The sequence below is a fragment of the Pseudomonas sp. AP42 genome, assembly GCF_001728935.1.
Lineage (GTDB): Bacteria > Pseudomonadota > Gammaproteobacteria > Pseudomonadales > Pseudomonadaceae > Aquipseudomonas > Aquipseudomonas lactis.
Genome location: NZ_LYSO01000159.1, coordinates 1 through 11,221 on the forward strand (window position 1 = coordinate 1; position 11,221 = coordinate 11,221).

Genomic DNA, 11,221 nt, shown 5'->3' on the forward strand with positions numbered 1-11,221 from the left:
GGTTACCCGGTGGCTGCGGCGAACTGCACAGTTGTGTAGATACCTATGCCGCGATGGCGGTGGGTCAGATTAATTAATCTGACCCACCGCTTTCGCAGGCAAGCCAGCTCCCACATTTGTTTTTGTGTTGTTTCAGCTGACTTTGAGCACCAACTTCCCGAAGTTCTCGCCGTTGAACAGCTTCATCAACGTTTCCGGGAATGTCTCCAGCCCTTCGACAATATCTTCCTTGCTCTTGAGCTTGCCCTGGGCCATCCAGCCGGCCATTTCCTGACCCGCCGCCGCGAAGTTCGCCGCGTGGTCCATCACCACAAAGCCTTCCATGCGTGCACGATTGACCAGCAATGACAGGTAGTTGGCCGGGCCTTTGACCGCTTCCTTGTTGTTGTACTGGCTGATTGCCCCGCAAATCACCACGCGGGCTTTGAGCGCCAGGCGGCTGAGCACCGCGTCGAGAATATCGCCGCCGACGTTATCGAAATACACGTCCACGCCTTTAGGGCACTCGCGCTTGAGGGCGGCGGGCACGTCTTCGCTTTTGTAGTCGATGGCGGCGTCGAAGCCCAGCTCATCGACCAAGAACTTGCACTTCTCGGCGCCGCCGGCGATCCCCACCACGCGACAGCCTTTGAGCTTGGCGATCTGTCCGGCGATGCTGCCCACGGCACCGGCGGCGCCAGAGATCACCACGGTGTCACCGGCTTTCGGTGCGCCGGTCTCCAGCAGAGCAAAGTAGGCCGTCATGCCGGTCATGCCCAGCGCGGACAGGTAGCGGGGCAGGGGCGCCAACTTAGGGTCAACCTTGTAGAAACCACGGGGTTCGCCGAGGAAGTAATCCTGCACGCCCAGTGCACCGTTCACGTAGTCCCCCACCGCGAAGTTCGGATGCTTCGAGGCAATCACCTTGCCTACGCCCAAGGCACGCATCACTTCGCCGATGCCTACCGGTGGGATGTAGGACTTACCTTCATTCATCCAACCGCGCATGGCCGGGTCGAGGGACAGGTATTCGTTGCGCACCAGCACCTGGCCGTCCTGGGGCTCGCCCACCGACACTTCCTGGTAGGTGAAGGTCTCTCGCGTGGCGGCACCGACCGGGCGTTTGGCGAGCAGAAATTGGCGGTTGGTCTGGGCGGTCATGGCAAGGACTCTTTAGAAATGGAACATGAGTGATAGACCCTCAGCGGCAGAAGGGCAAGGGGGTGCGGGGCCGGCGAATGCCCGGCAATAGGCCTCGCTGATAATCAGCCGGGCGGCTTTATCACTGCGATTCATGCAGCGCCAACCGGCCTTCTGATAGTGCTGACGCGCGGCTGCCGGCGTTGGCTAGACTCGCTTCACCGCAATTAACCCCACAGGACAGTTCCCATGAGCATGACGTTTTCCGGCCAGGTCGCTTTGGTGACCGGCGCCGCCGCTGGTATCGGCCGCGCCACCGCACTGGCATTCGCCGCCGAAGGCTTGAAAGTGGTGGTCGCTGACCTCGATGTGGCGGGAGGAGAGGGCACTGTGGCACTGATCCACCAGGCCGGTGGCGAAGGCATATTTGTACGCTGCAACGTCACCCTCGATACGGACGTGCAGCAGTTGATGGCACAGACCGTCGCCACCTATGGGCGCCTGGACTACGCCTTCAACAACGCCGGCATCGAGATCGAAAAGGGCAAGCTGGCCGACGGCAGTCTCGATGAGTTCGATGCCATCATGGGGGTTAATGTCAAAGGCGTGTGGCTGTGCATGAAGTATCAACTGCCGTTGCTGTTGGCCCAGGGCGGCGGGGCCATCGTCAACACCGCATCGGTGGCGGGGTTGGGGGCGGCACCGAAGATGAGCATCTATGCGGCGTCCAAGCATGCGGTGATCGGCCTGACCAAATCAGCGGCCATCGAGTACGCGAAGAAGAAAATCCGCGTGAATGCCGTCTGCCCGGCCGTGATTGATACCGACATGTTTCGCCGCGCCTATGAGGCTGACCCACGCAAGGCTGAGTTTGCCGCAGCCATGCACCCGGTCGGACGCATTGGCAAGGTTGAGGAAATCGCCAGCGCCGTGTTGTACCTGTGCAGTGATGGCGCAGCGTTTACCACCGGTCAGGCCCTGGCGGTGGACGGTGGCGCGACGGCGATCTAGGACAGCAGGTCGCGCGGCATTCGAAAACAGAGCCAGGTGCTGTGGGGCGTTTCCATGGCGGGCAGTGGGCTGTGCCTGAATATGTTTCAGTAGGTAAATAACTCAATAAAATCAATAGTTTAATAAAAGTTGGCGACCGGTTTTAACAGGCTTCTGTGCTTAACTGTTTTGGGTTAACAGACAGTTTAAGTGAGTGGCTCATGGATTTAGGGATTGATCGACAAGCCCAGGTACCGGTTGTTCAGCAGATCGTCAGCGCGGTGGCAGAATGGATTCGCAAGGAGGGGGTGAGCCCTGGCACACGCTTGCCGTCCATTCGCCAATTGGCCCTCGATAACCTGCTGAGCCAGGCCAGCGTGATCGAGGCATTCGAGCGGTTGGTGGCCCAGGGGCTGCTGGCCCCCAGGCAGGGTTCGGGGTTTGTGGTAGCGCAGCCCACTACGGCCCACGAAAACCACTGGTATGAAGGTGCGGAACAGGGCTGGGGCGCCTTTACCGATGGCCCGCTGGGCGAGCTGAAGCTGGGCTGCGGCTGGCTACCCGACACCTGGCGCGAAAGCGATGACATCAGCTACGCGATCCGTGAACTGAGCCGTACCGACACCGGCGGCCTGTTCAACTACAGCACGCCTCTGGGGCTGCCGGCGTTGCGCGAACAACTGCTCAAGCGCCTGACCCAGATACACGTGCCCGCCAGCCTGGACCGTATCCTCACCACCCATGGCGCCAGCCATGCCCAGGACCTGCTGATACGCACGCTGCTCAAGCCCGGTGATGAGGTGGTGGTCGAGACCCCAGGGTATGGCAACCTCTATCGCCAACTGGCCTTTCAGGGGGTCACGCTGCTGCACGTGCCGCGCACCCGTGGCGGCCCGGATATCCCGGCATTGGAAGCGCTGCTGCACACCCACCGGCCCAAGTGCCTGTTCATCAACAGCCTGTATCACAACCCCACAGGGACCAGTTTGAGCCGTCCGGTGGCGGAGCGCTTGTTGGAGCTGGCACGCGAGCGCGACTTCCTGATTATCGAAGAGGACGTCTACGGCGACCTGCAACATGCCAGTTGCACACGCTTGGCGGCGCTGGCCCATGATGATCGGGTGATCTATGTGTCGAGCTTTTCCAAGACCCTGAGCAGCGCCCTGCGCGTGGGTTACCTGTGCGCCAGTGCCGCGATCATCACGCAATTGGCCCAACTCAAGACCCTGACAGGTATCGGCACCTCACGTTTTGCCGAAGCCATGGTGACGACGTTGTTGAGTAACGGCACTTACCGTAAGTGGGTGCAGCGCCTGCGCAAGCGCCTGAACGCGCAGATGGCCGCGACGTTGCAGGTGCTGGAAGATGAAGAGTGGCAGGTATTTGCCGCGCCCGCGGGCGGTATGTTCCTGTGGGCGCGACCCGGCTTGGCCGACCCTTCGCGGCTGCAAACCTGCGCCCAGCGGCTCGGTGTGTTGCTGTCGCCGGGGGCGTTGTTCAGCCCCACGGGTGAGCGCAGCGAATGGCTGCGTATCAATGTGGCCTACGCCGCCGATCAACGCGCATTGACGCTGTTTCGCGCCATGGGCGCGGCAAGATCGACCTCGACCATTCTGAAAACGACGCACATGTAGCTTTTTGCCATTATTCCGGCGCCAGCGGCTTGTGCTCAGTGCCTCGGGGTTGCGAATCTCGCTGCTTGTAAACCTGGCCTATGGCATTTGCCATTGCAAGAGGATCAAGTGCAATGATTTCGGGCGTGCAACGACGTTTCGCCAACCTCGGTATGGCAAAAAAAATCGGTTTGGGTTTTACCCTGGTACTGCTGCTGACGGCCCTGGTCGCGGCCATCGGTGTGTGGTCCCTGCAGACCATCGGCCAGCGCTTCGAAGGCCTCACGTCGATGTCGACGCTTAACAGCGACCTGCTCAAGGTGCGCTTGATCGAACAAGACTATGCGCTGCACGCCGACCCCAAGGCCGTTGATGCCCTGCATGCCAGTGTCGATGCGCTGCTGGCCCAGGCCACGCGCCTCAAGGCTCGGTCCGCCAGCAACGAGCGGGTGATGGGCGACGTTGAGCAAGCCTTGGTCGCCTATCGCCAGGCATTCGATGAGTTCGTCGAGTTGACCCAGACCAAAGACCTCGCCCTGGAAATGGCCAGTTGGTCGGTGTCCAGCGTGGCCAATAACCTGGATGTGCTGCAAGCCGGGCTGGCGGATGACGGTGCCTACGGCCTCAAGGAAAGCCAAGGCAAGGAGGGCGCGGAGTTTATCGAGCAGGCAGGGCAAGTCAGCCAGGTGTCGCGGCTGATGTTGCAGGCCATGAACGAAGCACGGGTGCGCCTGGACCAGAGCCGCAGGGCAGACGCAGACGACGCCGGGCAGGGCAAGATCGAGCAAGCCGACCAGGCCCTGGCTGAAGTCGAGAAACTCAAAACCACGGTCAAGGACCCCGGCTACCAGACCGTACTCAATGAAGTCGCCGGGCATATCGCGTCGTTCAGTGAAAAGCTCGGCGAATACACCGGGCTGCTGGCCCAGGAAAAAGTGGTCTACACGCAATTGCATGACCGCGCCGAGCAAGTGGTCAGCCGGGTCAACCAGGCGTACGCCGCCGAGGACCAGTCCATGCAAACCCAGTTGCAGCACAGCACGCTGTTGATCATCGGTTCATCTGCTCTGGCACTGCTGGTGGGTTTGATCGCTGCGTGGGTGATCACCCGCTTGATTGTTGCGCCGTTGCGCGCGGTGATCGCCGTGGCCCAGCAGATCGCCTCGGGTGACCTGAGTGGGCGCATGGAGGTCAGCCGGCGTGATGAAATCGGCCAGTTGATGCAGGCGATGCAGCAGATGGGCAACAGCTTGAGCCAGATGGTCAGTGGGTTGCAGACGGGGATCGAACAGCTCGCCAGTTCCGCGCATTCGCTGTCCAGCGTCACCGAGCAAACCACTGCCGAGGTCAGCAGCCAGAAGGACGAAACCGAACAGGTCGCCACGGCGATGAACCAGATGACCGCCACGGTGCACGATGTGGCACGCAATGCCGAGCAGGCGGCCCAGGCCGCGCAGACCGCGGATGCCAAGGTTGATAGCGGCCAGCAGGTGGTGCGCATGAGCCTGCAGCGTATCGAACTGCTGGCCACATCCAGCAACAGTGCCAGCGCCAGCATCGAAAGCCTCAGTGCGCAAATCCAGAACATTGGTACCGTCTTGAGTGTGATCCAGAGTGTGGCCGAACAGACCAACTTGCTGGCCTTGAACGCTGCGATTGAGGCGGCGCGTGCCGGTGAGCAAGGGCGTGGCTTTGCGGTGGTGGCCGATGAGGTGCGGGCACTGGCCAAGCGCACCCAGCAATCGACCGAGGAAATTGAACGGCTGGTCAGCACGCTGCGCAGTGCGGCGCAGTCCTCGGTGCAGCAAATCCAGCAGAGTGGCGAGCTGGTGAAGCTGGCGGTCAGTGATGCGCTGGAGACCGAAGGGGCCCTGGGCAGCATTGCGGCGGCCGTTTCATTGATCCAGCAGATGAACCAACAGATCGCCGCCGCCGCCGAGGAGCAGAGCTCGGTGGCCGAAGAGATCAACCGCAGCGTTACCAGTATTCGGGCGAGTGCCGATCATTCGGCGTTGAGCATGCAAGACAATGCCGCCTCAAGCATCCAGTTGGCGCAGTTGGGCGCGCAACTCAAGGGCATGGTGGGGCATTTCCGCCTTTGATCGCAGCGAAGGCGCTGCGATCTGAGGGCAGGGCGATCAGGCGTGGTTGGCGAGGAAGGTCAGCAGCGCCTCGTTGACGAAATCCGGGTTCTCGCGACTGGAGATATGCCCGGCTTCGGGGATCAGGATCAGGCTGCAACCAATCAGTTCGGCCATTTCCTCGGACTCGGCCGGTGGCCGGGGTTTGTCCTGCTCGCCGCACATCACCAGGGTGGTGTCGGAGTCCAATCCAGGTAATTGCGCCAGGATGTCTTCGCGGCTGAAGATCAGCCGGCCCAGCGGCACGATACTGTCCAGCAAGCGTTCTTTGGGGAAGCTTTGCAATGACTGGCGAAAATCCTGGTACAGCGCGGATTCTCGGTCAATGTTCGGGCGGAAGAAGATCGGTGCGATCACATCCAGCAACGGTTCGGGGATCGCCCCGGCGTCTTCGATCATCTTGAACAGCGAGAAATAGTACTGGCGCGTTGCTTCTGGTTCGGCCCCGAGGTAGGTGTCCATCAGTACCACGCTGTTGATGCGCTCGGGAGCCAGCAGCGCCAGGCGTGCGCCCCACATGCCGCCGACCGAGAGGCCCACCAGGTTGGCCTGTGCGATGTCCAGGTGATCCAGCAGTGCCAGGGCCTGGCGCGCAAGGTCATCCAGGGAATGGGTGAGTGCTGGCAACGGGCCGGACTCCCCGTGGCCCCACAATTCGGGGACGATTACGCGGTATTGCTGCGACAGCGCTTCAATCTGCGGCGCCCACATGTCGCTGGCCCATAGGTAACTCGAACCCAGTAGCACGACGGGGCCGGCGCCCTGGTCGATATAGTGCAGCGGTTGTCCATCAATCACGGCGACAGGCATAACAGGCCTCTAATTTCACGGAGTGAGGGGCACTTTTTTACGCTAGTCGGGAGCGGGGGGATAGGTGCACATTGATGGCATGTGATGATTTCACTGTGGGAGCTGGCCAGCGAGCCGATGCTCACCTACCTGACACCCCACAATCGAACTGTGGGAGCGGGCTTGCTCGCGAAAGCGGCGGGTCAGTCAACATCCATCTTTGCTGATCCGACGTCTTCGCAGGCAAGCCAGCTCCCACCTTTGATCTTCGTTGCTATGAACATTGCCTTCGCGTTGCCATCAATCGTAAATAGCTTTCTTCTTCCACTCGGCGTCAGCGTCAACAACTTTCAAGCCCTCGGTCAACTCGTTGACTTCGTCCTCGGCAGGCTGGCTGTTGGTCAGCACTGTGGAGTTGGCGCGCGCCAATTGGGATTCCAGCAGTTGCAACTGGGCGCTGTAGAGCACCGGCTCCGGCTGTTTGCGCAGGTACTGCACGCCGCGCTCGAACGCCAGGCGTGCCTGGCCGGGTTGGCCTTGCAGCAGGGCGTGCTGGCCGAGGTTGTTGAAAAACTCGATGTGCAGCAGCACCAGGATATGCCGGATTTCCTTGATCCAGTGCTTGGCCTCGTTGGTCGGCAGGAAGCCGTCCTGGGCGGCGCGGGTGACTTGGCCGTGCAGGGCTTCGAGCAGAAAGCGCACGTCCTTGGCCTTGGCTTCGGTCTGGATCGGCGCCGGCGGGTTGGCCACCGGAATCGACTCGCCTTGAGCGATCAGCGCATTCAGTTCGGTGATACGCGCCTTGAGGGGTGCGCTGGACTTGTTCAGGTTCAACAGGCGCTGGTTGACGTTCAGCTCCAGGCGAGCCAGCAACAGCTTGAGCGCTGGGGTCATCAGTTGGCCGGGGAAGGTCTCGGTGATTTCACCGCAGCGACGCAGCCGATCGTTAAGCTCGATCTCGGTGCGCTTCTTTTCCAGCTTGTTGTTTTCCACCACGTGGTTCATGTAGCCAATGGCGATCAGTATTACGATCCCGGCTATTACCAGCAGGGTGATCATGAGTGGTGTCACCGGTGTGACCTCTTTAATAGGGTTTGCTGTGGAGTGTAGTGACTGGGTCATCCGGCGGATAGGACCGATCGACCAGTTGCCCAGGTGATTTCTTCTATATAGGTAGGCATTGCCTGAATGGATGCACATTGCCATCATTTGCCTGGGTGAACTATAGCGCCTTGTCGAACGCCAGAATATAGGCGCCAAGGCTCGGACGGTACCAATGCCCGCGAAGGCCGTGAAACCATGGCGAAGTCATTGATTTAAATAAATTTATCCTTGGGGGTTGACGACCTTTCAATCCATCCATAGAATGCGCGCCACTTACAGCGTAAAGCACACAGCGAAACGCGGTAGGGAGTGAATGTTGTACGTGTGTCCCCTTCGTCTAGTGGCCTAGGACACCGCCCTTTCACGGCGGTAACAGGGGTTCGAGTCCCCTAGGGGACGCCATATGCGGGAATAGCTCAGTTGGTAGAGCACGACCTTGCCAAGGTCGGGGTCGCGAGTTCGAGTCTCGTTTCCCGCTCCAATTTACAAGCAGTGTGGCCCTCGGGCGGCATTGAGTGAAACCAGGACCAAGTCTTCGGACAAGGCCTCTGGGCACTGGAACACACACCATGTGTTTCAGTAGCGTGTCCCCTTCGTCTAGTGGCCTAGGACACCGCCCTTTCACGGCGGTAACAGGGGTTCGAGTCCCCTAGGGGACGCCATTTGCGGGAATAGCTCAGTTGGTAGAGCACGACCTTGCCAAGGTCGGGGTCGCGAGTTCGAGTCTCGTTTCCCGCTCCATATTTAACGAAAACGCCGATCAGTGATGATCGGCGTTTTTGTTTGTGCGCAATTTACCGCGCCAGCGCACCGCCCCCCTTCAAAGCGTCGAGGTAATCTCCTGCCGTGGCATAAAAAACCGCGCAAACAGCTCCGACTGAGATTTGATATTCAGCTTGCTGTAGATATTGCGGCGGTGAACCTTGATGGTTTCCGTCGACAGCGACAACTTGCCCGCGATCTCTTTGTTGGAGAACCCACTGAGCAGTAACTTGAGCACGTCTTTTTCACGCGTCGTTACGTGTGTTTCCAACTGAGTAAGTGCCTCGGCCCATGGGGTCGGCTCGGCGAGGTTTTTTGCCGGGTCAGTTTCAAAGCCCATGCGTTGATGCATCATTGCCGTTACCCACGGCTTGATCATATCCAATACCGTTATCTGCGCCTGGGTGAAGCGCAGGTTGCTGCCAAATGACATGCACAACGTTCTGTCGGCATCCAGCCGTACGTTGTATTGCGCCTCATCGACCGAGATGTACTGCGCAAAATATTGTTGGTAGTACTCGGTTTCCCGGAAGTGTTCCGGCGCAATATCGAGCAGATGGAAGAACCCGCTCTGTGGGTTTTCTCGATCCGCGATATAGAACGGGTCCAGCAGATACAGGCCTTTCACATAGCGGTGAATAAAGGCGTCGATTTCTTCGCTGTCTGCCACCTCGGGCAGGCTGATCACACGCACTGCGTGGTCGCCGAAAACCAGCACCACCCAATTGTCTATCTGCACATATTCATTCAGTACGCGAATCAACGAACTCCAGAACTCCGGGCGATTGAGCTGCATGATCAGTTTTCCAACCGATCGGTGCCAAGCCAGGCTATGAAGGTCAAGCGACATGTTCTACCCCTTTAGGGTTAGGGCTTTGCAGGCCAGAGCTAAGTACTTGTAGGTATTTACTATTCGTCGAGGCTCGGTATATTCACCCCGAGCTTACGATAGCCATGAAGGCGCGTCGTGTGGACAGGGATAGTCATATGAGTCGAGCACACTTGCGAGCTATTTTTTTAGCTTCGTTTATGGGCGCTGTAATCAGCACGCCCGCAGCCGCCGCTGAAAATTCGGTGTATCTGTATAACTGGTTTGGCTTTCTTGAGCCGCAGACGCCCAAGCAATTCCAGCAGGAGAGCGGCATCAAGCTGCATATGGATGCCTTCGATAGCGCCGAAACCATGCAAAGCAAGGTCATGGCTGGGCGCACCGGTTATGACCTGGTGGTGGCCACCTCCAATGTATTGCCCGGCTTGATCAAGGCCGGGGTGTTGCAACCATTGGATCGTGCGCAGTTGAGTAATCTGTCGCACATCGACCCTGACATCCTGTCCCTGCTGGCGGTCAATGACCCCGGTAATCGCTACGCCGTGCCCTATGTCTGGGGTACCACCGGCATTGGCTACGACGTGGATAAGGTCAAGGCGGCACTCGGTGATGACGCGCCGGTGGACAGCTGGGACCTGATCTTCAAAGAAGAAAACATCAGCAAGCTCAAGTCTTGTGGCGTGGCCATGCTCGACTCCCCCAGCGAGATCATTTCCATTGCCTTGCACTACCTGGGGCTGCCCAGTAACAGCACTGACCCAGAGGATTACCAGAAGGCCCAGGCGCTATTGTTGAAAATCCGTCCCTATGTACTCTATTTCGACTCGTCGAGAATCGACACCGACCTGGCAGACGGCAATATCTGTGCGGTCGTCGGCTGGGCCAATGGTGCACTGGCGGCGCAGGCGATTAATGAAAAGTCCAACAGTGGCCGCAAGATTGCCTACAGCCTGCCGCGGGAAGGGGCGTTGGTCTGGTCTGAAAACTGGGTGTTGCTCAAGGACGCTCGCCACCCAAAGGCCGCTCTGGAATTCATCAACTACATGCTGCGGCCACAGGTGATAGCCAAGACGTCCAACTACATGCTCTATCCCAACGCCAACAAAGATGCCACGAAGTTTGTCGAGCAGAAGTTGCGGGATAACCCTTGGATCTATCCCGATAAAAAGACCATGGCGACATTGGTTCCGCTTGAGCCCTTGCCGCTGAAGGCCGAGCGTATTCGCACGCGGGTCTGGACCAAGGTTAAAAGCGGTACGTGATGGGGATGGGGCCGGGGAGGGAGACAGCATGCGCCAGGGCGGTGATCAGCGCTATTTAGAGTCAGACGACTACAAGGCCTACAAAGAGATTGAAGAGCAGATCGGCCTGTGTACGCCAGAGCAGGCCTGGGCCATGTATTACGTTTCGACGGGCATGGTGCGGGAAAACATTACCCTGGCGGTGATGGAGCATATTGGCCGGGGTAATCGAGCTTTGTTGCTTGAGTTTCCCGACCTGGTGCGAGTTGCCGGGCGTGACGCTGAGCCGGGTGCGCTCGCCTCCAACTGGCCTTTGCTGCGCAGGCGTCGTCGATAACTCTGCTGGGTGTACCTCTCGACGGGCGATACGCAACATCGATACGAAGCTGAACCCGTGACGGCCCGATAGCCGACGCTGATCTAACTGACACCCCGTGATCTAAATGTGGGAGCTGGCTTGCCTGCGAAGACGGCCTGCCAGCCGACGCCTATCTCCCTGACACCCCGCGATCAAACTGTGTGAGCGGGCTTGCTCGCGAAGGCGGCCTGGCAGTCAATACAGTTGGATTGTGTACATATCCGTTCCTGCGGTAACGGCCGCTTAGGGTTCCGCCCTGACGGCGGCTCACTTTT

General features: G+C 59.3%; 9 protein-coding genes, 4 tRNA genes and 1 pseudogene. 10 read left to right on the forward strand and 4 right to left on the reverse strand.

Features of this window, described 5'->3' with window-relative positions; translation table 11 throughout:
• Positions 1–132: 132 nt before the first annotated feature.
• Positions 133–1,140 (reverse strand): NADP-dependent oxidoreductase, encoded by a 1,008-nt coding sequence (locus A7K61_RS28915; protein WP_047710438.1) that lies wholly within the window; start codon positions 1,138–1,140, stop codon positions 133–135.
• Positions 1,141–1,368: 228 nt separating this feature from the next.
• Between A7K61_RS28915 and A7K61_RS28920 the strand changes: the two genes are divergently transcribed.
• From A7K61_RS28920 to A7K61_RS34350, 4 genes and pseudogenes are all read left to right on the forward strand, one after another.
• A complete protein-coding gene (locus A7K61_RS28920) occupies positions 1,369–2,130 on the forward strand; it encodes an SDR family oxidoreductase (RefSeq protein WP_003190072.1) in 762 nt (253 codons plus the stop codon).
• Between the two features lie 200 nt (positions 2,131–2,330).
• Entirely contained in the window at positions 2,331–3,743 is a 1,413-nt protein-coding gene (locus tag A7K61_RS28925) for a PLP-dependent aminotransferase family protein (RefSeq protein WP_047710439.1), read from the forward strand.
• Between the two features lie 995 nt (positions 3,744–4,738).
• Positions 4,739–4,966 (forward strand): annotated as a pseudogene (locus A7K61_RS34345) (HAMP domain-containing protein); the annotation flags it as partial.
• Positions 4,967–4,981: 15 nt separating this feature from the next.
• Positions 4,982–5,824 (forward strand): methyl-accepting chemotaxis protein, encoded by an 843-nt coding sequence (locus tag A7K61_RS34350; protein ID WP_371914729.1) that lies wholly within the window; start codon positions 4,982–4,984, stop codon positions 5,822–5,824.
• Positions 5,825–5,860: 36 nt separating this feature from the next.
• Here A7K61_RS34350 and A7K61_RS28935 read toward each other — a convergent pair whose 3' ends face one another.
• Together A7K61_RS28935 and A7K61_RS28940 are read right to left on the reverse strand one after the other, a co-directional pair.
• Entirely contained in the window at positions 5,861–6,673 is an 813-nt protein-coding gene (locus A7K61_RS28935) for an alpha/beta fold hydrolase (protein ID WP_069558888.1), read from the reverse strand.
• A 279-nt stretch (positions 6,674–6,952) separates the two neighbouring features.
• A complete protein-coding gene (locus tag A7K61_RS28940) occupies positions 6,953–7,723 on the reverse strand; it encodes a hypothetical protein (RefSeq protein WP_032900506.1) in 771 nt (256 codons plus the stop codon).
• Positions 7,724–8,082: 359 nt separating this feature from the next.
• On the opposite strand from A7K61_RS28940, the gene A7K61_RS28945 reads away from it, so the two are divergent.
• The 4 genes from A7K61_RS28945 (at position 8,083) to A7K61_RS28960 (ending at position 8,497) form a co-directional block, all read left to right on the forward strand.
• Positions 8,083–8,158, forward strand: a tRNA-Glu gene (locus A7K61_RS28945).
• A 3-nt stretch (positions 8,159–8,161) separates the two neighbouring features.
• Positions 8,162–8,237: transfer RNA gene (locus tag A7K61_RS28950), tRNA-Gly, on the forward strand.
• A gap of 105 nt (positions 8,238–8,342) precedes the next feature.
• Positions 8,343–8,418: transfer RNA gene (locus A7K61_RS28955), tRNA-Glu, on the forward strand.
• A 3-nt stretch (positions 8,419–8,421) separates the two neighbouring features.
• Positions 8,422–8,497: transfer RNA gene (locus tag A7K61_RS28960), tRNA-Gly, on the forward strand.
• A 79-nt stretch (positions 8,498–8,576) separates the two neighbouring features.
• On the opposite strand, the gene A7K61_RS28965 is transcribed toward A7K61_RS28960, so the two are convergent.
• Positions 8,577–9,368 (reverse strand): LuxR C-terminal-related transcriptional regulator, encoded by a 792-nt coding sequence (locus A7K61_RS28965; RefSeq protein WP_044273038.1) that lies wholly within the window; start codon positions 9,366–9,368, stop codon positions 8,577–8,579.
• 137 nt (positions 9,369–9,505) lie between these two features.
• Here A7K61_RS28965 and A7K61_RS28970 point away from each other — a divergent pair, with 137 nt between their 5' ends.
• The gene (locus A7K61_RS28970; protein ID WP_047710442.1) at positions 9,506–10,609 is read left to right on the forward strand and encodes a polyamine ABC transporter substrate-binding protein; all 1,104 of its coding nucleotides are present in this window, start codon (positions 9,506–9,508) and stop codon (positions 10,607–10,609) included.
• Between the two features lie 28 nt (positions 10,610–10,637).
• Complete coding sequence (locus A7K61_RS28975) at positions 10,638–10,925, forward strand: hypothetical protein (RefSeq protein WP_032892595.1); 288 nt, start codon at positions 10,638–10,640, stop codon at positions 10,923–10,925.
• Positions 10,926–11,221: the final 296 nt, after the last annotated feature.

Excerpts from the sequence above, each read along its gene's own strand:
- A7K61_RS28965 (WP_044273038.1), bottom strand. The coding sequence starts at position 9,368 with ATGTCGCTTGACCTTCATAGCCTGGCTTGGCACCGATCGGTTGGAAAA.
- A7K61_RS28920 (WP_003190072.1), top strand. The coding sequence starts at position 1,369 with ATGAGCATGACGTTTTCCGGCCAGGTCGCTTTGGTGACCGGCGCCGCC.
- A7K61_RS28970 (WP_047710442.1), top strand. The coding sequence starts at position 9,506 with ATGAGTCGAGCACACTTGCGAGCTATTTTTTTAGCTTCGTTTATGGGC.
- A7K61_RS28925 (WP_047710439.1), top strand. The coding sequence starts at position 2,331 with ATGGATTTAGGGATTGATCGACAAGCCCAGGTACCGGTTGTTCAGCAG.
- A7K61_RS28915 (WP_047710438.1), bottom strand. The coding sequence starts at position 1,140 with ATGACCGCCCAGACCAACCGCCAATTTCTGCTCGCCAAACGCCCGGTC.
- A7K61_RS28975 (WP_032892595.1), top strand. The coding sequence starts at position 10,638 with ATGCGCCAGGGCGGTGATCAGCGCTATTTAGAGTCAGACGACTACAAG.
- A7K61_RS28935 (WP_069558888.1), bottom strand. The coding sequence starts at position 6,673 with ATGCCTGTCGCCGTGATTGATGGACAACCGCTGCACTATATCGACCAG.
- A7K61_RS34350 (WP_371914729.1), top strand. The coding sequence starts at position 4,982 with ATGGTCAGTGGGTTGCAGACGGGGATCGAACAGCTCGCCAGTTCCGCG.